The sequence below is a fragment of the Micromonospora sp. HM5-17 genome, from assembly GCF_003762835.1.
GTDB lineage: Bacteria > Actinomycetota > Actinomycetes > Mycobacteriales > Micromonosporaceae > Plantactinospora.
Genome location: NZ_RJWA01000004.1, coordinates 351903 through 374919 on the forward strand (window position 1 = coordinate 351903; position 23017 = coordinate 374919).

Here is a 23017-nt window from a genome sequence, read left to right on the forward strand (position 1 = left end):
ACCGCTGCGCGGGTCCGCCGGCCGGCGCGGCGACTCCCGCGACCCGGTGCTCAGGGCAGCTCGTTCACGGCATCCTCTCGTACGCGGGCAGCGTGAGGAAGTCCACGAATTCGTCGGCGACCGCGACCTCCAGGAACAGCGCCCGTGCCTCGGCGTACCGATCCGGCGCGGCGCCGAGCTTCCCGATCTCCTCGTCGGCGATCCGCTCCACCAGCTCCCGGGTGACCCGCTCGCCGGTGTCGAGGACGACGTCGTTGTGCAGCCACTGCCAGACCTGGGACCGGGAGATCTCGGCGGTGGCGGCGTCCTCCATCAGGTTGAAGATCGCGACGGCGCCGGTGCCGCGCAGCCAGCTCGCCAGGTACTGGATCCCGACGCTGACGTTGTTGCGCAGGCCAGCCTCGGTGGGCCGGCCCGGGGTGGCGGCGACGTCGAGCAGGTGCGCCGCCTCGACCCGTACGTCGTCGCGGGTCCGGTCGAGCTGGTGCGGCCGGTCGCCGAGGACCGCGTCGAAGACCTCGCGGCACACCGGTACCAGGTCGGGGTGGGCGACCCAGGAGCCGTCGAAGCCGTCGTTCGCCTCCCGGGTCTTGTCCTCCCGAACCCTCGCCAGCGCAACCTCGTTGACCGCCGGGTCCCGCCGGCTGGGGATGAACGCGGCCATCCCGCCGATCGCGTGCGCGCCGCGGCGGTGGCAGGTCCGGACCAGCAGTTCGGTGTACGCCCGGAGGAAGGGCGCCGTCATCGTCACCGCGCCCCGGTCCGGCAGGAGGAACTCGGCGCCCCGGGTCCGAAACTTCTTGATCACGCTGAACATGTAGTCCCAGCGTCCGGCGTTCAGCCCCGCCGAGTGCTCGCGCAGCTCGTAGAGGATCTCCTCCATCTCGAACGCGGCCGGGAGCGTCTCGATCAGCACGGTGGCCCGGATGGTGCCGCGCGGGATGCCGAGCCGGTCCTGGGCGAGGAGGAAGACGTCGTTCCAGAGCCGCGCCTCCTGGTGGCTCTCCAGCTTGGGCAGGTAGAGGTACGGCCCGGAGCCGGCCGCGAGCTGGGCCCGGGCGCAGTGGAAGACGTAGAGCCCGAAGTCGACGAGGGCGCCCGCGATTCGCTCGCCGTCGACCAGGAGGTGCTTCTCGGTCAGGTGCCAGCCGCGCGGCCGGACCACGATGGTGGCCCGCGGGACGTCCTCCCGCAGCCGGTACGTCCGGCCCTCCGGCGAGGTGAACTCCAGCGTGCCGGCGACGGCGTCCCGCAGGTTGAGCTGCCCCTCGACCACGTTGGACCAGAGCGGGGTGTTGGCGTCCTCCAGATCGGCGAGCCAGACCTTCGCGCCGGAGTTGAGCGCGTTGATCGTCATCTTCGCGTCCGTCGGCCCGGTGATCTCGACCCGCCGGTCGACCAGTCCCGGCGCCGGCTCGGCCACCCGCCACGTCGGGTCGTCCCGGATCGCCGCCGTCTCTGGCAGGAAGCTCAGGGTCCCGCCCGCGGCCAGCGCCGCCTCCCGCTCCGCCCGGCGTCGCAACAGCTCACGCCGCAGCCCCTCGAACTCCCGGTGCAGCTCCGCGAGGAACTCCAGCGCCTCCGGGGTCAGGATCTCCGCGTACCGCTCGCCCATCGGGCCGGCCACCTCGACCATGCGCCCTCCTGAGGGAGTAGGGGGCTTTCCATTATCGCCCCGAAACGGCGGGCGCGGTCCCGGCGAATTCGGCGCGGTGGCCGCGCCAGCGTGGCCAGACCGATCAGGGACGGTGGGGTCAGGGCTGGCGGGCCCGGCGGAAGACGTGCCGGTAGGTCTGCGGGGAGACGCTGGTGACTCGGCGGAAGTGCTGGCGCAGGCTCACCGCGGTGCCGAACCCGGTCCGCCGGGCGATCAGCTCGACGGGCTCGTCGGTCGTCTCGAGCAGTTCCTGGGCCAATCGGACCCGCTGCTCCAGCAACCACCGCAGGGGGCTGGTGCCGAGCGTGTCCCGGAACCGCCGGGCAAGGGTCCGCGGGCTCATCCGTGCCTGCTCGGCCAACCGCGCCACGGTCAGCGGCTGGTCCAGGCGCTCCCGTGCCCACTCCAGCAGCGGAGCGAGATCGTCGTGCGCCTCGCCCCGGGCCAGCGGTCGGGCGAACTGGGCCTGGCCGCCGTCGCGGTGTGGCGGCACCACCATCCGGCGGGCCACCTCGTTGGCGACCGCGGCGCCGTGGTCGAGCCGGACCAGGTGCAGACAGAGGTCGATCGCCGAGCCGGTCCCGGCGGAGGTGAGCACGTCCCCCTCGTCGACGTAGAGCACGGTGGGGTCGACCTTCACCGCCGGGAACCGGTGGGCGAAGTCGGCGGCGTTCATCCAGTGTGTGGTGGCTCGCCGGCCGTCCAGCAGGCCCGCGGCGGCGAGGAGATAGGCGCCGCTGCAGATCGAGACCATCCGCGCACCCCGGGCGTGGGCCCGGCGCAGCACGTCGAGCAGCGCCGGGGGTGACTCCCGCTGGATGGCGCGGCGACAGGCGGGGACGAGCACCGTGTCCGCGGCGAGCAGGTCGTCCAGCCCGTACGGGGTCTCGATCCGCAGGCCGCCACTGGTCCGCAACGGTCCCGGCTCGGCGGCGCAGAGCCGCAGCTCGTACCAGGGGTCGACCAGGTCGGAGCGGTCGATGCCGAAGACCTCGCAGGGCACGGCGAATTCGAAGACGGGGATCGCGTCGGTCACCGCGATCGCCACGACGTGTCGCGGCGTCATGGCAGGAATCTATCGGAGAATGGCATTCCGGCCACTGTCGCCCGTACCGTCGTCTCCGCGATCGTGGCCGGGTGACCGAAACGGTGCGAGAGACCCGGCCGCCGGTGCGGGCGGGCGGCCGACTGACCGTGGCGACCGGCACGGCGCTCTACCTCGGCGCGGTGCTCGGTACCGGGGTGATCGCGCTGCCCGCGCTCGCCGCGGCCGTGGCTGGCCCGGCGTCGCTGCTCGCCTGGCTCGGCCTGGTGGTGCTGTCCATGCCGCTGGCGGCGACGTTCGCCGCGCTCGGCGCCCGCCACCCCGACGCCGGTGGGGTCTCCACGTACGTCCGCGAGGCCTTCGGGCCGCGGGCCGCGACCGTCGTGGGCTGGTGCTTCTACTTCGCGGTCCCGGCCGGTGCGCCGGCCGCGGCGCTCTTCGCCGGCGCCTACGTGGCGCAGGCGCTGGGCGGTGGGCGTGGCACCGTGGCGGTCACCGCGGTCGCCCTGGTCGCGGCGGTGACGGTGGCGAACGCGTTCGGCGTGAAGATCTCCGGACGGCTCCAGTTGGTCCTCGCCGGGCTGCTGGTGAGCCTGCTCGCCACCGCGGTGATCGCCTCGCTGCCGCACGTCCGGTGGGAGCACCTGCGGCCGTTCGCGCCGCATGGCTGGACCGCGATCGTCCCGGCGGCGTTGCTGCTGGTGTGGAGCTTCGCCGGCTGGGAGGCGATCACCCACCTGGCGGCCGACTTCCAGCGACCCGCCCGCGACCTACCCCGTGCCGCGGCCGTCGCGGTGGTCCTGGTCGGCGCGCTCTACCTCGCGGTCGCCGGCGCGACCGTGCTGGTCCTCGGCCCGGCGGCCGGCTCCACCGAGGCGCCGCTGGCGCACCTGCTCGGCCTCGGCCTCGGCGGGTCCGTGCCCCTGTTCGCGGCCGTCGCCGCCGTGCTGCTCACGTTCGGGGCGATGAACGCGTACGTCGCCGGGGCCGCCAAGCTCGGCGCCGCGCTCGGCCGCCACGGCAGCCTGCCGGGCTGGCTGGCCCGCGGCGGCAGCGCCGGCGAGGTGCCGCGGCGCAGCCTCGCGCTCGTCGCTGGCCTCTGCGTTCTCGTCCTGACCGGCGTGCTGGCGGCGGGGACCGGCCCGACGCCGTTGGTGATGCTCACGACCGGCAGCTTCGTCCTGGTGTACGTGCTGGGCATGGCCGCCGCGCTGCGCCTGCTTCCCCGGCGGAGCCGGGCACACTGGTACGCCCGCTTCTCGCTGGTGGCCGTGACCGGGCTGCTGGTGGCGGCCGGCTGGTACCTGCTCTGGCCGCTGCTGCTCGCCGCCGGCGCCCTGCTCTACCTGAAGCTGCGGCCGGCCGAACGGCCGTGAGGCCCCGGTCTCGGAACCTCACGGCCGGCCGGACCCGCGCCGGACGTGCCGCCCGGCCTCGGCCCCGCCGGTATCACGCCCCGTCGGAGGGACGCCGCTCAGCGGATCGCGCCGCCGTTGGCCCGGCAGGTGTCCCGGACGTGCCAGAAGTCGCGCAGGTAGTCGTCGTGCATGCCGCGTCCCATGATGCGCAGCAGGGTCTCGTCGGCCTGGCGCAGCGCCGAGATGGCGTAGTTGTGGCTGCCGGTGAAGACCCGGGGCACGATGTCGTCGTCGTACGCGCCGTCGATCAGCATGTACTTGTTGTGGGTCCGGATGTCCAGCCCCGGCCCCACGTTGTAGTTGCACTGGGTGAGCTGGATCGTGCTGCCCAGCGCGTTACGGACCGCGTCGTTCATCTCGGTGTAGACGACGTCGACCCAGCAGCCGGCGTTGCGGAGCGCGGTGAGCCGCTTCGCCACCTCGGGCCGGGTGAAGGAGTACATGTTGACCCGGATGTCGGTCTGGCGGCGCGTTCCCGCGTCGTCGTAGTAGCACGATGTGACCGCGTTCAGGATGCTGACCACGGTGTCGGTCGCGGGGTCGTGGATCGACTGCCCGGAGCGCTCCCGCCGGGGGAAGAAGTGCACCTTGTACGTGCTGCCGGTGGGCGTCAGCCAGTAGTAGTTGTTGTTCCCGGTCGCGCTGTGCCGGTACGCACGCAGGTCCGCGAAGTACGTCCGGTACGCCTGGTACACCGTCGCGTCGCTGAACGTCACCGCGTTGTTGTACGCCTCGGTGGTGTCCCACCAGGTCAGGTTCGACGACGCCTGGAAGACCACGTTGGAGACCGTCGTCCCGTTGTTGAGCACCAGGCTGGACGCGGTGAGGAACTTGTTGTGGTTGTAGGCGGTGACCGACGAGGTGGAGTAGTTGATGGTGCGGGTGCCGATGCAGCCGCGCTGTTGGCTGGGGAAGCTGTCCGCGCAGTGCACGATGTAGGAGTCGGCGGTGTCGGTCGAGCCGAGGACGGGTTGCAGCCGCTGGAACGGGCGCGCGGTCGCCGAGGACTGGTCCACGATGATCTTGACGCGTACGCCCCGGCGGTACGCGGCGATGAGCCGGCCCGGCAGGTCCGGGGTGCTGGCCGAGTCCGTCACGTCCGAGACGGTGAAGTGGTACCAGGACATCTGGATTTCTCCGCCGGCCGGCACGCGGTCGATGATGCGGGCCAGCTGGATGAGGATGGCGTTCTGCTCCGTGGTCGAGCCGGTCGGCCGGTTGAAGACGGCCTTGTTCAGTACCGGGTCCGGCTCAGCGGCGGCTGGGCTGGCGGCCGCGGTGGGTGCGCCGAGGCCGGCGGCGGCGATCGTGAAGACGAGTGCCACTCGGGCCGTCTTCGATGTAAATAATCTACCAATCCGCATGCCTGGATGATTCCACTGCCGGGCGTCGAACACCAGTGCCGTCCCGCGTCGGTGACGACGCCGCGCCCGATGCGGTGCCGCCGGGTGTGAGCGACGAAACCACACCTCCCGGGTACGGGTCGTCGGCCGGGAGCGGTTACCCAGGTGTGGACGACGTACGACGTGTCGACGTGGTGGTGGTCGGTGCCGGTCAGGCCGGCCTCTCCGCCGGCTACTTCCTGCGCCGGGCCGGGTTCGCTCCCGAGACCGGGTACGTGCTGCTGGACGCCGGTGCCGGGCCGGGCGGCGCCTGGCGGGAGCGGTGGCCCACCCTGCGCCTCTCCGACGTGCACGGGATCTCCGACCTCCCCGGCCTGCGGTTCGACGGGGCCGATCCGGACCGTCCGGCCGCCGAGGTGATGGCGGAGTACTTCGCCGCGTACGAGCGGGAGTTCGAGCTGCCGGTGTACCGACCGGTCACCGTGACCGGGGTGTACGACCGTCCGGACCGGTGGCTGGCGGTACGGACCGACGCCGGAGAGTGGCGGGCCCGGGCCCTCGTCAACGCCACCGGGACGTGGCGCCGGCCGTTCTGGCCGTACTACCCGGGGCGGGCGTCGTTCGCCGGGCGGCAGCTGCACACCGCCGACTACCGAGGACCGGACGAGTTCGCCGGCCGCCGGGTGGTGGTGGTCGGCGGCGGCACCTCCGCCGTGCAGGTGCTGGACGAGGTCGCCGAGGTCGCCGCCGCGACCCGCTGGGTCACCCGGCGGCCACCGGTCTTCGTCGAGGAGTTCGGCCTGGAGCAGCGCCGGGCCGCGGTGGCCCGGGTCGCGGCGCGGGTCGGCGCGGGCCTGCCACCGGGCAGCGTCGTCGCGGCGACCGGGCTGCCCTGGACGCCGCGGTTGCGCCGGATGCGCGCCGCGGGGCTGCTGCGGCGCTACCCGATGTTCGACCGGATCGTCCCGGACGGGGTCGTCTGGAGCGACGGCAGCGTCTTCGCGGCCGACGTGATCCTCTGGTGCACCGGCTTCCGGCCGGTCCTGGACCACCTCGCGCCGCTGCGGCTGCGCGGGCCGGGCGGTGGGATCGCGATGGATGGCACCCGGGTGGTGGTCGACGAACGCGTGCACCTGGTCGGGTACGGATTGTCGGCGAGCACGATCGGTGCGAACCGGGCCGGACGGGCCGCCGTCCGCGACATCCGGCGCCTGCTGGCGGCGGACCGGGACGCCGTCGGGCGGGCATAGCACAGCGCGCGGGTCGACTCGCCGGAGTTGACGAATCTGGCTGGAGGCGGCAACGTGGGGCACGTACGGCGTGTTGCCATAGCCGCGAGTTCGAGGGAAGACACCACCTCGCCGTACGTCCAGGCGTCAGCCCGGCCCGCGTACGCGGCGCCGCCGAGGGGCTGACGACATGTCCCAGGGCTGTCCGCGCCCGCCGTCGACCAGCGAGGACGTGGTCCGTCACGGCTCCCGAGCACCGAGAGTGCGGATCGCCGGCCGACTTCCACGAGAATCCACAAGGAGTTTCCATGCTCACCATGACCCAGAACGCCGTACTCGTGATCCGCGACCTCACCAGCCGGCCGGATGCCCCGGCCGGAGCCGGGATCCGTATCGCCAGCGACCTCGCCGCAGGCTCGCTCACCCTGGAACTGGTTGCGCACCCAGCCCAGGGCGACCAGGTGGTGGACAGCGACGGCGCCCGGGTCTTCCTCGACCCGCACGCTGCCCAGATCCTCGACGACAAGTCCCTCGACGCGGCGGTGGACGCCGAGGGGACCGTGCAGTTCGGCTTCTCCGAGCAGCGGCCGCTCGGCTGAGCCGCGCCGCCGGCGTCGGCGGCCCCGGTGCGGTGGCGCCCGGGCCGCCCTCGACCGGCTCCGGGCCGCCGGCGCCAGGCGCGGTCCCGGTCACCCGCCGCCGCGCCGGCATGCCGAGTGTCATCGGAACAGCGCGCCGCCGGCAGGTGACCGGGGTCCACCTGCCGGCGGCCCCGGTCGGTAGAGTGTCGCCCGTGCACCGGTGCTTTCCGATCACCCCGCCGCCCCGCTCCTGAGCGGGGCGATGACCGCAGCGTGCCGCGCCACCAGGGCCGGTGCGCTGATCCTCTGTGGATTGCGCTGATCCCCTGTGGATGGTGATCCGAGCACGCCCCGCTTCCGCGACTGAAGTCCCTACTCGTCGCAGGAGCGCGAACATCCATGCACACCCCGCACGCGCCGCTGCCCGCCGGGCGTCACCGGCCCGGCGCCGGCCTCGCCTTTCTGATCATTTCTGGCATCCTCTGGGGCACCGGGGGCCTGACCGGGAGCCTCCTGAGCCGCGTCGCCGCACTCTCCCCGGTCGCCGTGGCCGGCTACCGGCTCTGCGTCGGCGGCGGCCTGATCGTCGCCTTCCTCCTCCTCACCGGGCGGCGACTGCCGAACGGGCGGGCGGCCTGGGTCCGGGTCGCCGTCCTCGGCGTCCTGGCCGCCACCTACCAGGTCTGCTACTTCGCCTCGCTGACGCTCACCTCGGTCAGCCTGGCCACGCTGGTCACCATCGGCGCCGCCCCGGTGCTGGTCCTGGTCGCCGAGGCGGTCGGCGGCCGGCGCCGGCTCGACCGGCGGGCCGCCGGGATCAGTCTCCTCGCCCTCGCCGGACTCGGGCTGCTGGTGGGCCTGCCCTCCGGCGGGTTCGGCACGCTGGCGGTGCTGGCCAGCACCGCCCTCGCCCTGGTCTCGGCCGCCGGGTTCGCCGCGATCACCCTGGTCGGCGCCCGACCCGTGCCCGGGCTTGACGACCTCGCCGGCACCGGGCTCGGCTTCTCCGCCGGCGGGTTGCTGGTGGCGGTCGTGGCCGGGAGCACCGTCGGGCTCGGGTTCAGCCCCGATCCCGGCGCGGTCGGGCTGCTGCTCGCCCTGGGGATCGGACCGACCGCGGTGGCGTACCTGCTCTACTTCCGCGGGCTGCGGACGGTCCGTCCTGGCGTCGCCGCGCTGCTGGCCCTGCTGGAGCCGCTCGTCGGCGCGGTGCTCGCCGCACTGGTGCTGGGTGACCGACTCGGTCCCGCGGGCCTGGCCGGCGCGGTGCTGCTCGGGGTGGCGGTGCTGCTGGCCGCGACGACGCCGCCGACCGGTCGCGCCCGGCCGGCCGAGCCGGTGGTCGGCACCGTGCCGTAGCCCCAGCCTCCGCCGATCGCCCACCCGCCGCGCCGGCGCGCGGTGGCGGGCTCAGCCGACCACGGCGGCGGGTGCGGGGCCGGTAGGGCGTAGGTCGACGAGCCGGACCAGTTCGGGGAGGACCTGACCCAGGGGCGCGTCGACGGTGAGTGAGGCGTAGGCGTCGCCCCGGGTCGGCCCCTGGTTGATGATCACGACAGGGATGTCCCGCTTCGCGGCCCGGATCACGAACCGGCGACCCGACATCACGGTCAGGGAGGAGCCGAGGACCAGCAGCAGCTGGGCCCGCTCGACCAGGTCGAAACAGGCCCGGACCCGGTCCGGCGGGACGGACTCGCCGAAGAAGACGACGTCCGGCTTCAGGATCCCGCCCGAGCATGCCTGGCAGTCCACCGTCCGAAAGCCCGCCACCGCGGCGTCCGGGAGGTCCACGTCCCCGTCCGGGTTGACGGTGTCGTACGCGGCGACGAAGTCGGGGTTGGCCGCGCGTAGCCGGCGGTCGAGGGTCGCCCGGTCGGTCAGGTCGCCGCAGTTCAGGCAGACCACCCGGGCCAGGTTGCCGTGCAGTTCGATGACGGAACGGGTTCCGGCCGCCTGGTGCAGCCCGTCCACGTTCTGGGTCACCACGCCGGCCAGCAGGCCGCGCCGGTCCAGGTCGGCGACGGCGCGGTGCCCGGCGTTCGGGGCGGCCCGGGCGATGGTGCGCCAGCCGAGGTGGCTGCGGGCCCAGTAGCGGCGCCGGGCCGCGGGATCCCCGACGAACGTCTGGTAGGTCATCGGGGTGTGCCGACGCAGTGCCCCGTTCGGCCCGCGGTAGTCCGGGATCCCCGACTCCGTCGACAGGCCGGCGCCGCTGAGCACCACCACGTCGCCGCCGGCCAGGAGTTCCGCCAACGGGGCGTACCGTGCGCGCGTGTCCACCCGTCCATGCTGCCTCGTCGCCAGACGGTGAGGCAGCGCGGGTGGTCAGCCAGCCCCCGGCGATCACATCGCGCTCGTCGATGGGCGTCGGGTACGACGGTTCGTGGTCGCGCGCGACCGGCTGTCCGTGATCGGACATGCGTACTAAGTGTGCATGACTAGTAACTGAGCGTAGCGTTAGCCCTGGAGGTGCTGGCGACCGCTCGCCGTACCTCCGCTCCACTCCCTGCTCCGGGCCGCCGTTCGGCCCGACCACCCAAGGAGCCGCCCCGGCCTCCGCCGACGCCACCAAGGCCGCCCCGGCCTCCGCCGACGCCACCGAGTACGCCGATCCCGACGCCGCCACGTACGCCGCCGCCGAGCAGCCGCCCGCGGTCGACGCCGGGACCGAGTCCGACGAGGTCGACCTGACGGCCGTACCCGCCACCGCCGCCGGGCTGCCGGCGACCGCCCAGGGCCACTTCGCGGTGGTCAACGCCAACGGGACCCTGGCCCGGGGATTCGGGGTCATCTCCAGCTCCCGGCTCGCCGTCGGCCAGTACCAGGTGATCTTCATCCAGAACGTCACCCGGTCGGCCTACCTCGCCACCATCGGTCTGACCGGCAGCGCGGGTGTCTCCCCGCCCGGCGAGATCGCCGTCGTCGGCCGTGCCGGCAACCCCAACGGGGTCTTCGTCCAGACGTTCACCAGCGCGGGCGTCCCCGACGACCGCTCCTTCCACCTGCACGTCTCGTCCTGACCCGTCCGGCTCTCGCCACCGCCCGTCCACCTGTGTCCACCGGCCATTGGCGCGGATCGACGCCAGAACGTCCCCGGCGTCGGGCCGGTGCGGTACCGGCCCGACGCCACCCGGCCGGGTTCATCCACCCGACCTCGGTCTCCGCAGTATGGATCGGTTTCGCGGGGACCGGGGGGTCGCGTATCGATCTCGGCAAACTACTATCGAGTAATGCGTCGTATTCTTGGGGCGGCTCTCACCGGTGCCATTGTCGCCACCGCGTGCCTGAGCCCCACGTCACCCGCCACTGCCGCCGTGACCAGTGGCGCCGTGTTCAACAATCCCACCGTCGCCGCGCAGCAGTACGCCATCGTGGACCACCTGCGCGGGCTGATCCAGAATGCCGCCTCCGGCTCGACCATCCGGATCGCGATGTACCACTTCACGCTGACCCGGATGTCCAACGACCTGATCGCGGCGCACGAGCGCGGGGTCAACGTCCGGCTCGTGCTCGACAGCCAGTCGCGGGACTACCCGGCGGTGCGGGACCTCGTTGCCACGCTCGGTACCGATCGGACCAAGCGGTCCTGGGTCACGATCTGCACGACGGGTCGGGCCTGCATCGGCAACCTGAACACGCCGATCATGCACAACAAGTTCTTCCTCTTCTCGAACACCTCCGGCGCGACGAACGTGTTGGTGCAGAGCTCGGCCAACCTGACCAACGACAATGCCGAGCGATACTGGAACAACGCGGTGACCCTGGTCGGGAACACCGCTGTCTACAACGCGTACGTCAACTACTTCAACGACCTGGCCGCCCAGGTGAAGAACAACGACTACTACCGGACCACGTCGAGCGGCAACGCCAAGGCGTACTTCTTCCCCCGCGCCGGAACGAACTCCAGCACGGACACGATCTACAACATGCTCGACGAGAACGTCACCTGCGAGGGCAACACCACGGTCGGCACGGAGACCGGGCGGACGATCCTCCGGATCGGCATGTGGTACTTCAGCCGCAACGGCATCGCCCAGAAGCTGCGTGAACTGGCCGACCAGAAGTGCTGGGTCGACATCGTCTACACCACGATGGACGCGGACGTGCGCAGCATCCTCGACGGGCACCCCCGGATCAAGCTCTACCGGATCACGGGTGACTACATCGTGCACTCGAAGTACCTGCTCATCGAGGGGACCTACGCCGGCCAGCGGAACACCAAGTGGGTGGTGACCGGCAGCCACAACTGGACCAACGCGGCGCTGCGCGAGAACGACGAGGCGATGCTGCGGATCCAGTCGGCGGCCATCCACGACCAGTACCGGTCGAACTTCTGGGCGCTGCGGGCCGCGGCCGTCCCGCAGAACTGATCCGACGGCGGACCGTCCCGCGGTAACTGTTTCCAGGGCGGCGCCGCGCGACAGGGGCCGGCTCCACCGGGGCCGGCAGGAGCGCGCGGCGCCGCCCGATCGCGTCCAGGCGTCGCCGCGCTCTGGCCGTCTCCCGCCTACGCAGCCCATCGGCGGTACGCCGGCGGGGACCTGGCTCGCCGGTCGGCTCGCGGCCGTTCCGGCTCGGTGTGGGGTTTCCCACCCTCGGCGCAAGCAAACCTGGCACCGCACCGGAACCTGCTAAGGGGGAACGGTGGCGGGCCTCGGTGACAGCCTCGGGCCGGCGTGGTCCGGCACCGCGTCGGGCGGCCGGCGACCCGTCCCGCCCGTCTCACTGGTCACCAACCGCCCCAGCGACCCGCATTATCCGTCCCCGCACGGGGTAAGGAACCGGGCATGGAGCACTTCACCATCGCCACGGTCGCCGAGGAGAGTCCGGACTTCCGACGGGTGCTGTGGACCGGTCGGCACACACAGTTGGTCATCATGACGATCCCGCCGGGTGGTGAGATCGGCGAGGAGGTCCACGAGGGGATCGACCAGATCCTCACCTTCGTCAGCGGGACCGGGGAGGCGCGGGTCGCCGGCGAGCGGCGGAAGGTCACCCAGGGCGACCTGGTGGTCGTACCGGCCGGGACGCGGCACAACTTCCTCAACACCGGTCCGAACCCGCTGGTGCTCTACACCATCTACGGGCCGCCCGAGCACGCCGACCGGGCGGTGCACCACACCAGGGAGGAGGCGGAGGCCCTCGAGGCGGCGGGCCGGGACGAACCGCCGACCGGGTGAAGGCCGACCAGGCGGGTATCCGCGCGCGGTGACCGACCTTCCGATCAGCGACTACGCGTTCCTCTCCGACTGCCGGTCTGGTGCGCTGGTGAGTCGGGCTGGCTCGGTCGACTGGTGGTGCCCGGACCGGTTCGACGCCTCGTCGGTCTTCGGCCGGCTGCTCGATCCGGACGCCGGATACTGGCTTCTCGCCCCGGTGACGCCGGATCGGGTGCGCCCGCTCGGATCGGTCGCCGGCGGCGCGAACCGGCGGGACCGGATCGAGCGGGCGTACCTGCCGGGGACGCTGGTGCTGCGGACCGAGCACCACACCGAAGACGGCAGCGTCGAGGTCACCGACGTGCTCGCCACCGCACCCGGAGTTCGGGAACACCGGCTGGGGCAGCGGTCGCCGGCGGTACTGGTGCGGGTGGTGCGCGGCCTCGGCGGCACCGTACGGATGCGGCTGGAGTTCGTGCCCCGACCCGAGTACGGACTGCTCATGCCGTACGTGCACGGGGAGGCGGACCGGATCGTCGCCGTCTGCGGGCCGGTGACCCTGGCCCTGCGCGGTGACGCGCCGCTGACCGCGATTCCCGACAGTACGGCGGTGGCAGAGTTCGAGGTCTCCGCCGGGGAGACGGTCGGCTTCGACTGCGCCTACGCCCCCTCGTACGGGGAAGAGCCGCCGGCCGAGCTCGACCGGCTGGCCGCGGTCGCGGACACCGTCGCGGCGTGGCGCTCGATCCAGGAGGTTCACCGTTACCAGGGGCGCTACCCGGAGCTGGTCCGGCACAGCGCGCTCGTGCTCCAGGGGCTGACCTACCAGAAGAGCGGCGCGGTGGTCGCCGCCCCCACCACGTCGCTGCCGGAGCGGATCGGCGGAACTCGCAACTACGACTACCGGTACGGCTGGCTGCGGGACTTCGCCTTCACCATGAACGCCCTCTGGGTCGGCGCCTGCCCGGACGAGGCCAACCGGCTCTTCGGCTGGCTGGCCCGGTCCACCGGCCGGATCAACCGCCCACCGCTGCCGATCATGTACGGCATCGAGGGCGAGCGGTGGCTGCCCGAGCAGGTCCTGGACCACCTGGCCGGCTACCGGGGCAGCCGGCCGGTCCGGGTCGGCAACGACGCCTGGCGGCAGCGGCAGCTCGACGTACTCGGCGAGATCATGGTTGCCGCGCACCGGCTCCGGAAACAGCTCGGGGAGCCGGACGACGAGCTGCGGGAGACGTTGGTCGGGATCGCCGACAAGGCCGCCGAGACCTGGCGGGAGCCGGACGCCGGCATGTGGGAGGTACGCGGCGAGGTCCGGGACTACCTGTCGTCGAAGGTGATGTGCTGGGCGGCGTTGGACCGGGCGGTCCGGCTCGCCCCACGGCTCGGGGACCGGGCGGACCCGGCCCGCTGGGCGGCGGCCCGGGACGAGATCCGGGCGACCGTGCTCGACCAGGGCTGGCGTCCGGAGGTCGGGGCGTACACCGGCGCCTTCGGGTCGACCGAGCTGGACGCCTCGGTGCTGGTGATGCCGATCGTCGGCTTCCTGCCGGCGACCGATCCGCGGATGCGCGCCACCATCGAGGCGGTTCACGACCGGCTCGGCTGCGACGGACTCGTCCGTCGCTGGTCCACCGACCCGGCGGGGTTCGTGCTCTGCAGCTTCTGGCTGGTCGAGTGTCTCGTCCTGGTCGGGGAGCCGGAGCGGGCCACGGAGCTGTTCGAGCGGACGGTCGCCCGCGCCAACGACGTCGGGCTCTTCGCCGAACAGCTCGATCTGGAGACCGGGGTCCAGCTCGGGAATTTCCCACAGGCGCTGTCCCACATCGGCCTGATCAACGCCGCCTGGCGGCTGACCAAGCAGGACACCTCCGACCTGTTGCCCGACCCGGACGAGGACACCTCCTGACCCCGGCCCGCGGTCCGCGACCGGCGTGCCGTCCGGGACCGGCCCGCGGTCCCGACCGGGTCGCGGGTGGCCCGGGCACCGGCGCCGGACGGTTCACCCGACCGCGTCCGGCGTGGCGAGCAGGTCCAGGGTCAGGGCGGCCGTCCAACTGAACGCCGGTGAGCCGATACCGGCCCCCGTCTGCGGGTGGAAGTACTCGTAGCATCCGGAGCGGCGAACCAGGTCGAGCAGGGCGCCGCGCAGCCGCTCGGCCAGGGCCTGGTGGCGGTGGGTCCGCAGCCCGCGCCAGAGCAGCCAGTTGATGTTGAACCAGACGGGTCCGCGCCAATACCGGAACGGGTCGAAGTCGCCGGCGGAGCGGTCGTAGCTCGGCACCGGCATCCGGTCCCCGATCCCGAACCGGGGCGAGGTCAGCGCGGCGACCAGGCTCTCCACGCGGGTGACGGGTAGGTCGGGCAGGACCAGCGGGAGCAACCCGTTGACGCACCGGGCCGGGTTGCGTCGCCCCGTACGCAGGTCCCGGACGTGGAACATGCCGGAATCCGGGTCGAGGAGCCGGTCGAGGAGCGCGGCGGTGACCGCCGCGGCCCGGGCCCGGTGCGGCGCCGGGTTGGCCCCCACCACCTCGGCGATCCGCGCCAGCGCCAGCTCCGCCGCGCCGCGCAGCGCGTTGAATCCGGGACACTCGACCAGGAACGGGTGCCGGTCGGCCAGGTCCGCGTCTCGGTAGCCCCCGTCGCGGTACGCGGACGCGATGGTCAGGTAGCGGGCGTAGTCCTCGTCGGTCGGCCGGTGGGCCGAGGCGACCACCTGGGTGTCGCGCCGGGAGTAGCGGCGCAGCACGGCGAGGTCGACCGGTACGGCCGCCAGCGCCTCGTCCCAGGCGGGGCTGTTGTCCAGACCGGACTCCCACGGGTGCACCAGCGCGCTCAGCCCGGCGCCGCCCACGTCCCGGGCGGTCGCGAGGTACTCCTGTTGCGCGACGAGCCGCGGATAGAGCCACCGCAGTTCGGCGGCGGCGGTCTCGTCTGGTGCCCGCTGGTAGGTCAGCCAGGCGGCCAGGGCGTGCACCGGGGGCTGCACGATCCCGCTGCTCAGCCGGGGTGGCCGCGCCGCGCCGGCCTCGGCGTCGCCGCCCGCGCGCCAGAACGTCGGACCCGGAAAGTAGTCCCGCTCGGTGACGTCCGGATCGAAGACGATGTGCGGAACCCGGCCGTCGGGCCACTGCGCCGTGAAGAGGCTGCGCAGGTCACGCCAGGCCCGGTCCGGTGCGACGTGGGCCAGCCCGATGCTGATGAACGCGGCGTCCCAGCTCCACTGGTGCGGGTAGAGGGTTCGGGACGGGACCGTGTGGGTGCCGGTCCAGTTGGCGTCGAGGATCGCGGCGGCCTCTCGCCACAGCGTCTCGTCCGGTCCTCCGAGCGGGTCCGACACGCCGGTCGGTCCGTCCGCTCGGGCGTGCTTGGCCAGGTGAAACATAACCACTCAACTCCGATCTCCCGGGGACCGTCATTGTCGGATTTCCGCCGGCGGGTCGGATCTCCGCCGGATGCCCGGCCCCGCCCTCGACGGGGCGACGTACGCCGACCCGGTCTTACGGGGCGACGACCGGCAGACTGTCCACGTCGACCGTCTCCGGATACTTCAGCCCGGCACCGGTGTTGAGCACCACCACCCGCTCGTCCGGTCGGATCCAGCCACCCGCCCGTAGCCGGCGGGCAGCGGTCAGACAGGCCGCACCCTCCGGACAGAGCAGCAGACCCTCCCGGGCGCCGAAGTCGTGCAGGTCGGCCAGGATCTCCTCGTCGTCGACCGCGATCGCGGTGCCCGCGGTCTCCCGGAGGGCCGTGAGCATCAACTCGTCGCCGAGCGGAGCCGGCACGTTGATGCCGAAGGCGAGGGTCCAGGCGTCGGTCCAGGGCTCGGCCCGGGACGCCCCGGCCCCGAAGGCCCGCACGATCGGCGCACAACCGCTCGACTGCACGGCGACCAGCCGGGGCAGCTCCGCGCCGATCCAGCCCAGTTCCCGCAGTTCCCGCAGCGCCTTGTGGATGCCGATCAGGCCCACCCCACCGCCGGTCGGATAGAGGATCACGTCCGGAACCCGCCAGCCGAGCTGCTCGACGATCTCGTACCCCATGGTCTTCTTGCCCTCCAGCCGGTACGGCTCCCTGAGGGTGCTGACGTCGAAGATCTCGTCCGGCGTGCCGGCGGAGGCGGCGATCAGGGTTCCGACGTACCGGCCGGCGTCGCTGATCAGCCCGTCGACCAGGTGCAGCTCGGCACCGGCGGCGACGCACTCCCGGCGGGTGATGGTCGGTGCTCCGAGCGGCATCGCGATGGTCGCCCGGAGCCCGGCCCGGGCGGCGTACGTGGCCCAGGCCGCCCCGGCGTTGCCGTTGGTCGGCATCCCGACGTGCCGGATCCCCAGTTCCCGGGCGCGCGAGACGCCGACGGCCGCACCCCGGGCCTTGAACGAGCCGGTCGGGACGAGCCCCTCGTCCTTGATCATCAGGTGGGGGAGGCCGATCGACTCCCCGTACCGCGCGGCGGGCAGCAGCGGCGTCCACCCCTCGCCGAACGTCGTCACGTGCCGTTCGTCGGCGACCGGCAGCAGCTCCCGGTACCGCCACAGGTCGGCCGGGCGGCGCGCCAGGTCCTCCGGCCGTACCGACCGCCGAACCGCGGCCAGGTCGTAGCGGGCGAGCAGCGGGGAGCCGCAGGCGCAGAGGTTCTGCGGGCGGTCGGCGTCGTGGGTGGCGCCGCAGCGCGGGCATTCCAGGTGGGTGAGGTACACCGGCTGGCCTCCAGTCCGTCGGGTCCTCTCATGATCCCTGGCTCGGTTTCCGCCGCGACCGATAACGCCCCCGACTCCAGTCTTTTTGAACCGGCCTTAACGAGTGAAGCTCGCCGCCCGGACATCGATTGGGACGCCAACCTTCGGCCGTGAGCTCACGGTGGGCCGATAGGGGTAAGGCCACTCGAGTAATCCAGCTCGATCCGGTCTCCGGGATGCATGGTGTGGGTAGACATCACCACCTGCTCTCCGGCGTACGTCTGTGGGGGTGCGGCCATGGTGGCGGGAGCACCGGTCGACGGACTGAATGCGGCGGCGAGCGGGTCAGAACTCCCGCGCCTGTTCCCAGAGGTACTCGAGGTGTGCGCTGTACCGGTCGAACAGCCCACCATCCTGTCGTCTGCGCAGGTGCAGCGTCGGGGAGTCGTGACCCAGCTTGTCGGCCAGGTGAGTGCACACCAGCATGTCCGAGTCGAACCGGAACAGACTCATCGCGATGTGGTGGTCGGAATGGCGGCCCGCCACGCTTGGCGCGGCTGCGCGGAGCTTGGCGAACTCGTCCAGGGTGACCCGGATCCGAGTACTGACCGTCAACGGAACGGCCTCGATCCGTTCTCGTTCGACCGTTGTCGGCGAGTCGGGGTCGCCGACCAGAAACCGGATCGCCACGCCGGCCTCGGCCTGTCGGGCCAGCACCGTACGCAGGTTGGGCAGGTCCAGCCAGAGGAAGTAGTTCGTGTAGCCGGCGAAGATGATCTCCCGTTGGGCGCCACCGATCAGGTCCTGCCACAGTACCCGGGGGACCAGGCTGCGATGCGGGTACGTGCTAACGATCTCCCGGTCATAGCCGGTCTTGACAGCTGTTCGGACTGCCTCGGGCCAGAGCACGTCCACGTCAACCTCCAGTGCCGCAGCGACCGCGTACCGATGCCGGGGATGGGGTGTGCGGGCAGGGTTCGCCACCCATCGTGACACCGTCTTCTCGTCCACTCCCACCGCAGACGCCAGATCAGCTTCCGTCATCTTCGCATCAATCAGAGCCGCGCGAAGAGCGTCGTTCGGCACAGCAGTCACCTCGACAGGACGCCTCGGACGTTTGCTGCATCGTACCGCTGATCGTCCGTTTCGTCCGGGGCATGCGGTTCTTCTGTCGCAATCGTCTCCCTACCGTGCGTGTTGCCGGTGTACGCGGTGATCTGTTGCGGCCAGGTGGGTGGCTGCGGATTCTTGCGCCGAGTAGAGCAGCCGGCAGGAAGGGCAGTACTCGGGAAGGGAGAGAAGCATGGGCGTGTGGTCATGGTGGAGAAGGCGCCGGACCGGTGAGCTGCTTCGACGGCACGCGGTGGAGGTCTTCGCGGCAGCGGGCCTGGACGACGCCATGGACGCCGGACTCGCGATCGCGCGGGCGTGGAGAAGGGCCGCGTACATCGGCGGGATCGTGACGGTGGTCGGATGGATGAAGCCGGCTGGGATGGACCGACTCGGAGCGACGGGTTGCCGCTGTTGACGTACGGGCAGGCGCGGCGGTACCGGACCGGACGGTCCGGGCGATGAGCGAACGTGTCCCGCACGTCACCGAGCCGGTAATTCCGGAGGTGCCGGAAGGTGCGGTGCTGAGGCTGGCCCCTGGCGAGTGGTCGCACTGCCAGGCGGTGCCGGTGGACAGCCAGCTCGCCGTCACAGTCGCCCGGATTCACCGGAATGTGACTCGGCATGACGGAGCCGGACGGTGGGTGTGGATCGCCGCCCACGAACATCCGGCCTGCAGCTGGGACCACGTCGAGCCTCACCCGCCATGCCGGCAGTTGATGGTCCGGGTCGACGTGCTTGCCCGAGAGGTAAGCCAGTGAGCATGGTGGACGGACCGCGCGGTCCAGCGGTCGTTATGGCCCAGCGGCTGATCGTCTCCCATGCCCAAGGGCTCGATTGTGCGTCGTGCCAGGACGGGTGGTGCCCGGCCGCCGAGTGGGCGTTGTGGGTGACGGTCACCGATGAGCAGCCCCCGCCTGACCGGATACCGACCATCGAATGGGTCCGGATCCTCGCCGCCGACCCGGGGCGGCCGGATCAGCAGCCGTACCCGCTGATCGTCCGCGCCAGTGCATTGCGGCAACCGCCGAGCGAAGCCGATGGTTAGCGGACGGCCGGACCGGGGCCAACGGCTCGTCCTGCCGCTCACATCGGGGCTCGGCCGGCCGGACCTCGCCGTATTCATGATCAGCATCGCCGGCTACCCTGGCCGAATCCGCCGCTTCGGGCCTGCCGTACCGCGCCGCCGTACCGGCCGCCTGGCGGCGGCACCTGGACGGTGGGGCAAGGGGGGACGTGGTGGCGGATCAGTTCTTCGATGGCAACGCGTGGCGGTCGGGTCAGGGCGGGGCGGAGCCCGACTTCGTCACCTGGCTGCTCTATCTCGACTGCGCGGACGACCCGGCCCGATTCGACGCGCTGGCCCGGTGGTGGTACGCCGAGACGTGCCGGACGCTGCTGCCGTACGTCGAACCGGTCGGCGCGGCCCGCGCGGCGGTCTCGCTGACCGCGTTCGAGCAGGACGCGAGCGGGCGGGGGCGGCGTCGTCGCCCGGCGCAGTGGGCGGACGGCCTCACCGCCGGGTGCCGCCAGCTCTCGGCCCGCTGGTTCGACGTCGACCCGGGCGCGACCGTCTCGGAGCTGGACGTCTTCCTTGACCGGTTCCCGGATTCGCGGCACGTCCGGTTGCAGGTCTCCGTCGGCTTCGAGGGCCGGCCCGGCCGGCTGCCCCTGGTCGTCCCGGCCCTCGTCGAACTCGCCCGGGCCAGCGCCGACGCGGCGGATCCGACGTACGGCGAGATCGTGGTCAACGCCCGTGTCCTCGCTCCGGCCACCATGCTGGACGCGGCGCTCGGGCGCGACCCGGAGTCCTCGGCCGCGTCGAGCCGGGTCCGGCTGCGCGGCTACGAGTGGGTGACCGTCTGCCCGCGCGAACTCGCCGACCGGTTGGGCGGGCCGGCGCGGCTCCGCGCCTCGGGCGCCTTCGCCGAGGTGTATCCGCTGCGTCACGGCGGTGTGCTGCTGCGCGCCACGGACGACCCCGCCGACTACCACGGGGACCGGGTCCGGGCGGTGTTCCGGGCGCTCGCCCCGGTGCTTCCGCCCGGCCGCCCCAGCCTGCCGCCGGCCGTGCCGCCGGTCGGGTCGGCGCTGCTGTCGGCGGTCCCCGGCGTACTGGCCGGCGACTCCGGCGGGCACGACCTGAGCCGGGTCGTCCTCGCCGACCCGCGGGACGCCGGCGGCGACCGGTACCTCGAGCTCGGCCCCGGCGCCGGGCAGCCGACGGTGACCGGGCCGGTCCTGAACTGATCCCGCCCGCGCGGTCGACCGTGGCACGGGTTCTGATCCCGGACGGGGTCCGATGGGCCGACGGTTCCGAGGCCCCGGACAGGGTCCGGCCCCGGCCGGGCGGGCCGGGGCCGGGGGCCGGGCGCACCGCCGACTGCGCCCGACGGGGGGCGCCGGCGGCCCCGGGGAGAACCGCCGGCCGTACGCGGTCAGGCGACGGTGCAGGCCGTGCCGTTCAGGGTGAACGAGGTGGGCGACGCGTAGCTGCCGCTCAGCGTGCCCTGGTATCCGAACGAGGCGGTGCCGCCGGGCGCGATCGTGCCGTTCCAGCTGATGTTGCGAGCGGTCACCGAGGATCCGCTCTGCGTGACCGTGGCGTTCCACGAGTTGGTGATCTGCTGCCCTGCCGGCAGCGTGTAGGTCAGCGTCCAGCCGTTGATCGGGCTCGACCCGGTGTTGGTGATGGTGACCGAGGCGGTGAAGCCGGTGTCCCAGGAGTTCGCAGTGTAGGCGACGCGGCAGCTGCCGGTTCCCTGGTTCGGCGGCGTGGTGGGCGGGGTCGTCGGCGGGTTGCCGCCGCCGTTCACCGACGCCGAGAACGAGTTCACCCCGAGGCCGACGCCGCCCTGCCACGGCTCGAAGCCGGCCTGGATGCTGGTCAGGTACCAGGAGTTGGTGATCGCACCCCGGTTGCGGACGTCGTTGATGAAGTCCAGCACGCTGAAGTTCCAGCTCGTGATGGGGGACGACGCCAGGTACGAGATGACGTTGTTGGAGCCGTTGCTGCCCCGCCAGACGTCCCAGGTCCGGCCTCCGACGGTGGCGGTGCCGACCGACGAACCGATCGGCTGGATCGGGCCCTGCCGGTTGAACCAGATCATGATCTCCATCTGGTTGACGCCGTCCCGCTTGGGCGTCGGGTCGAGCCAGATGTCGTACGAGGCGTTGTAGGTGGCGCCGCTGACGTAGGTGTAGCTGATGCTGCTGGTCGCGCTGCTGATCTGGCTCACCTGCATCGGCAGGTTGGTGCCGGGGGAGCAGTTGGTGTAGTGGCAGCCGATGAAGATCGACGGGTACGACACCGGTGCGCCGCTGGTGTTGCCCTGGCCATCCTGCCGGGTGATCTGGAAGCCGGTGTCGGTGACGTTGATGCACTGTTGGGCGGTGGTGCCCCAGCGGTTGTTCTGGACAACGTACCGGCCCTGGATGGTGGTCGAGCCGTACTGCTCGCAGATCTGCACGTCGGCCTGGGCGGGGCCGGCGGAGGTGAGTACGGCGATCGTACCGGCCGCGAGCAGGCCGGCGAGCGCCGCGAAGACGGGGGCGGGGCGTCTCATGATGCTCCTCGAGGTGGTGGTGTCCGTGGCGACGGGCCGTGTCGCGTGGTGCGTGGACGTGCGGCGGCGCTGTGTGGGGAGCGCTCCCACGACAGCTGGAGACACATTTACATGTCTCGAATTGGAGTGCAACCGCCGGCTCGTACAAGGTCGGTCCGCCGGTACGGCGGCGCCATCGTCGACCGTTCGACATGCTGAACGGCGTACCGCGGGTGGAGCGCCGGCGGGCGCCGCGCGGACGGGTCCGGCCGACCGGGCCGCGGGGTGCGGGTCGGGGAGACCGCGGACGGGCCGGGGGAGTGGCCGCGCGGGACGGCGACGGTCAGGCGCCGGCGAGCAGGGTGCGGGCGGCGCGGACCTGGCCGACCGCGGCGCGGAGCGCCGCGGCGATCCGTTCCTCGCTCTCCGGGCCGAGCCGGGCCGCCGGGACGGAGAGACTGATCGCGTCCACCGGGGGCGAGTGCAGTGGCACCGCCATGGCGAAGCAGATCATGCCCTCGGTGTTCTCCTCGCGGTCCACCGCGTAGCCCCGGGCCCGGGTGGCGGCCAGTTCGGCGTGCAGCGCCGCGGGGTCGGTGATGGTGTGCCGGGTCAGCGCGGGCAGCGGCCAGCTCAACAACCGGTCCACCACCTCGTCCGGTCGTTCGGCGAGCAGCGCCTTGCCGAGCGCGGTGGCGTGCGCCGGCAGCTGCCGGCCGATCGCGCTGTACAGCCGCAGCGGATGCACCGACTCCCGTTTGGCCAGGTAGACCACGTGCGCGCCGTCCAGGCGGCCGAGGTGGACGGTCTCGCCGAACTGGTTGGCCAGGTCGTCCAGGACGCTGGCCAGCAGGCCGGTCGCGTCGTCCGCCTCCAGGTAGGCGGCGCCGACCTGGAGCGCCCGTAGGCCGAGCCCGAACCGGGTGCCGGTGGCGTCCGCCTCCACCCAGCCGCGCTGGATCATCGTCCGGAGGATGCCGTGCAGGCTGCTCTTCGGGATCCCCAGGGCCCGGGCCAGCTCGACCAGGGACCGTCGTTGCCGCGTCTCGGCGAGCGCCTCCAGGACGTCGAGGGTCCGGCTCGCGGACTTCACCGGTTGGAACGCCTCGGCCCGCCGCGCCGCGGTCCTCGTCGGAGGGGCCTCCGGGGACGCGGCCGGCGCCGGAGGGGAGATCTCGGTGGTCCCTGCTCCCCTGGTCGTCCCCGTCGTCATGCCGCCACTCTAGTCGGCTTGACAGCCGGGGG

At 72.4% G+C, this 23017-nt stretch carries 20 protein-coding genes; 11 read left to right on the forward strand and 9 right to left on the reverse strand.

Going from position 1 to position 23017, the window contains the following annotated elements; all coding sequences use genetic code 11:
* Nucleotides 1–64 precede the first annotated feature (64 nt).
* Together aceB and EF879_RS14985 are read right to left on the reverse strand one after the other, a co-directional pair.
* Nucleotides 65–1636 (reverse strand): malate synthase A, encoded by a 1572-nt coding sequence (gene aceB, locus EF879_RS14980; RefSeq protein ID WP_123558977.1) that lies wholly within the window; start codon nucleotides 1634–1636, stop codon nucleotides 65–67.
* A 118-nt stretch (nucleotides 1637–1754) separates the two neighbouring features.
* The gene (locus EF879_RS14985) at nucleotides 1755–2723 is read right to left on the reverse strand and encodes a helix-turn-helix domain-containing protein (protein ID WP_123558979.1); all 969 of its coding nucleotides are present in this window, start codon (nucleotides 2721–2723) and stop codon (nucleotides 1755–1757) included.
* Nucleotides 2724–2806: 83 nt separating this feature from the next.
* Here EF879_RS14985 and EF879_RS14990 point away from each other — a divergent pair, with 83 nt between their 5' ends.
* Nucleotides 2807–4078 carry an APC family permease gene (locus tag EF879_RS14990; RefSeq protein ID WP_123559256.1) on the forward strand — a complete coding sequence of 424 codons (1272 nt, stop codon included), beginning with the start codon at nucleotides 2807–2809 and terminating at the stop codon, nucleotides 4076–4078.
* Nucleotides 4079–4176: 98 nt separating this feature from the next.
* On the opposite strand, the gene EF879_RS14995 is transcribed toward EF879_RS14990, so the two are convergent.
* Nucleotides 4177–5484, reverse strand: coding sequence for a phospholipase D-like domain-containing protein (locus tag EF879_RS14995; protein ID WP_123558981.1), 1308 nt, complete (start codon nucleotides 5482–5484; stop codon nucleotides 4177–4179).
* A 146-nt stretch (nucleotides 5485–5630) separates the two neighbouring features.
* On the opposite strand from EF879_RS14995, the gene EF879_RS15000 reads away from it, so the two are divergent.
* The 3 genes from EF879_RS15000 (at nucleotide 5631) to EF879_RS15010 (ending at nucleotide 8632) form a co-directional block, all read left to right on the forward strand.
* Nucleotides 5631–6713 (forward strand): NAD(P)-binding domain-containing protein, encoded by a 1083-nt coding sequence (locus EF879_RS15000; protein WP_123558983.1) that lies wholly within the window; start codon nucleotides 5631–5633, stop codon nucleotides 6711–6713.
* Nucleotides 6714–7000: 287 nt separating this feature from the next.
* Nucleotides 7001–7291, forward strand: a complete 291-nt coding sequence (locus EF879_RS15005) for an adhesin (protein WP_123558985.1) — start codon at nucleotides 7001–7003, stop codon at nucleotides 7289–7291.
* Nucleotides 7292–7672: 381 nt separating this feature from the next.
* Nucleotides 7673–8632 (forward strand): DMT family transporter, encoded by a 960-nt coding sequence (locus EF879_RS15010; RefSeq protein ID WP_123558987.1) that lies wholly within the window; start codon nucleotides 7673–7675, stop codon nucleotides 8630–8632.
* A gap of 51 nt (nucleotides 8633–8683) precedes the next feature.
* Here EF879_RS15010 and EF879_RS15015 read toward each other — a convergent pair whose 3' ends face one another.
* Complete coding sequence (locus tag EF879_RS15015; RefSeq protein ID WP_199736432.1) at nucleotides 8684–9553, reverse strand: NAD-dependent protein deacetylase; 870 nt, start codon at nucleotides 9551–9553, stop codon at nucleotides 8684–8686.
* Between the two features lie 467 nt (nucleotides 9554–10020).
* On the opposite strand from EF879_RS15015, the gene EF879_RS15020 reads away from it, so the two are divergent.
* The 4 genes from EF879_RS15020 to EF879_RS15035 all read left to right on the forward strand — a co-directional run bounded on the left by EF879_RS15020 (nucleotide 10021) and on the right by EF879_RS15035 (nucleotide 14341).
* Complete coding sequence (locus tag EF879_RS15020; RefSeq protein ID WP_123558989.1) at nucleotides 10021–10293, forward strand: hypothetical protein; 273 nt, start codon at nucleotides 10021–10023, stop codon at nucleotides 10291–10293.
* Nucleotides 10294–10587: 294 nt separating this feature from the next.
* A complete protein-coding gene (locus EF879_RS15025; RefSeq protein ID WP_158624180.1) occupies nucleotides 10588–11643 on the forward strand; it encodes a phosphatidylserine/phosphatidylglycerophosphate/cardiolipin synthase family protein in 1056 nt (351 codons plus the stop codon).
* 417 nt (nucleotides 11644–12060) lie between these two features.
* The gene (locus tag EF879_RS15030) at nucleotides 12061–12453 is read left to right on the forward strand and encodes a cupin domain-containing protein (protein WP_123558993.1); all 393 of its coding nucleotides are present in this window, start codon (nucleotides 12061–12063) and stop codon (nucleotides 12451–12453) included.
* Between the two features lie 28 nt (nucleotides 12454–12481).
* A complete protein-coding gene (locus tag EF879_RS15035) occupies nucleotides 12482–14341 on the forward strand; it encodes a glycoside hydrolase family 15 protein (protein ID WP_123558995.1) in 1860 nt (619 codons plus the stop codon).
* A 93-nt stretch (nucleotides 14342–14434) separates the two neighbouring features.
* On the opposite strand, the gene EF879_RS15040 is transcribed toward EF879_RS15035, so the two are convergent.
* From EF879_RS15040 to EF879_RS15050, 3 genes are all read right to left on the reverse strand, one after another.
* Nucleotides 14435–15775 carry a hypothetical protein gene (locus EF879_RS15040; RefSeq protein ID WP_123559260.1) on the reverse strand — a complete coding sequence of 447 codons (1341 nt, stop codon included), beginning with the start codon at nucleotides 15773–15775 and terminating at the stop codon, nucleotides 14435–14437.
* Nucleotides 15776–15935: 160 nt separating this feature from the next.
* Nucleotides 15936–17138 (reverse strand): threonine synthase, encoded by a 1203-nt coding sequence (locus EF879_RS15045; RefSeq protein ID WP_123558997.1) that lies wholly within the window; start codon nucleotides 17136–17138, stop codon nucleotides 15936–15938.
* A 324-nt stretch (nucleotides 17139–17462) separates the two neighbouring features.
* The gene (locus EF879_RS15050; protein ID WP_123558998.1) at nucleotides 17463–18161 is read right to left on the reverse strand and encodes an XRE family transcriptional regulator; all 699 of its coding nucleotides are present in this window, start codon (nucleotides 18159–18161) and stop codon (nucleotides 17463–17465) included.
* Nucleotides 18162–18420: 259 nt separating this feature from the next.
* Here EF879_RS15050 and EF879_RS27005 point away from each other — a divergent pair, with 259 nt between their 5' ends.
* The 3 genes from EF879_RS27005 to EF879_RS15065 all read left to right on the forward strand — a co-directional run bounded on the left by EF879_RS27005 (nucleotide 18421) and on the right by EF879_RS15065 (nucleotide 20477).
* Nucleotides 18421–18645 carry a hypothetical protein gene (locus tag EF879_RS27005; RefSeq protein ID WP_148086447.1) on the forward strand — a complete coding sequence of 75 codons (225 nt, stop codon included), beginning with the start codon at nucleotides 18421–18423 and terminating at the stop codon, nucleotides 18643–18645.
* Between the two features lie 339 nt (nucleotides 18646–18984).
* Complete coding sequence (locus EF879_RS15060; RefSeq protein ID WP_123559002.1) at nucleotides 18985–19275, forward strand: hypothetical protein; 291 nt, start codon at nucleotides 18985–18987, stop codon at nucleotides 19273–19275.
* 191 nt (nucleotides 19276–19466) lie between these two features.
* Complete coding sequence (locus EF879_RS15065) at nucleotides 19467–20477, forward strand: hypothetical protein (RefSeq protein WP_148086448.1); 1011 nt, start codon at nucleotides 19467–19469, stop codon at nucleotides 20475–20477.
* 188 nt (nucleotides 20478–20665) lie between these two features.
* Here EF879_RS15065 and EF879_RS15070 read toward each other — a convergent pair whose 3' ends face one another.
* The gene (locus EF879_RS15070) at nucleotides 20666–21793 is read right to left on the reverse strand and encodes a cellulose binding domain-containing protein (RefSeq protein WP_123559006.1); all 1128 of its coding nucleotides are present in this window, start codon (nucleotides 21791–21793) and stop codon (nucleotides 20666–20668) included.
* A 322-nt stretch (nucleotides 21794–22115) separates the two neighbouring features.
* On the reverse strand, nucleotides 22116–22985 hold the full coding sequence (locus tag EF879_RS15075; protein ID WP_123559008.1) for an IclR family transcriptional regulator: 870 nt from the start codon (nucleotides 22983–22985) through the stop codon (nucleotides 22116–22118).
* Nucleotides 22986–23017: the final 32 nt, after the last annotated feature.

Bases quoted from the DNA above. Each gene is read 5' to 3' on its own strand.
- aceB (WP_123558977.1), bottom strand. From the start codon at position 1,636: ATGGTCGAGGTGGCCGGCCCGATGGGCGAGCGGTACGCGGAGATCCTG.
- EF879_RS14985 (WP_123558979.1), bottom strand. From the start codon at position 2,723: ATGACGCCGCGACACGTCGTGGCGATCGCGGTGACCGACGCGATCCCC.
- EF879_RS14995 (WP_123558981.1), bottom strand. From the start codon at position 5,484: ATGCGGATTGGTAGATTATTTACATCGAAGACGGCCCGAGTGGCACTC.
- EF879_RS15005 (WP_123558985.1), top strand. From the start codon at position 7,001: ATGCTCACCATGACCCAGAACGCCGTACTCGTGATCCGCGACCTCACC.
- EF879_RS15010 (WP_123558987.1), top strand. From the start codon at position 7,673: ATGCACACCCCGCACGCGCCGCTGCCCGCCGGGCGTCACCGGCCCGGC.
- EF879_RS15030 (WP_123558993.1), top strand. From the start codon at position 12,061: ATGGAGCACTTCACCATCGCCACGGTCGCCGAGGAGAGTCCGGACTTC.
- EF879_RS15050 (WP_123558998.1), bottom strand. From the start codon at position 18,161: ATGACGGAAGCTGATCTGGCGTCTGCGGTGGGAGTGGACGAGAAGACG.
- EF879_RS27005 (WP_148086447.1), top strand. From the start codon at position 18,421: ATGGGCGTGTGGTCATGGTGGAGAAGGCGCCGGACCGGTGAGCTGCTT.
- EF879_RS15070 (WP_123559006.1), bottom strand. From the start codon at position 21,793: ATGAGACGCCCCGCCCCCGTCTTCGCGGCGCTCGCCGGCCTGCTCGCG.
- EF879_RS15075 (WP_123559008.1), bottom strand. From the start codon at position 22,985: ATGACGACGGGGACGACCAGGGGAGCAGGGACCACCGAGATCTCCCCT.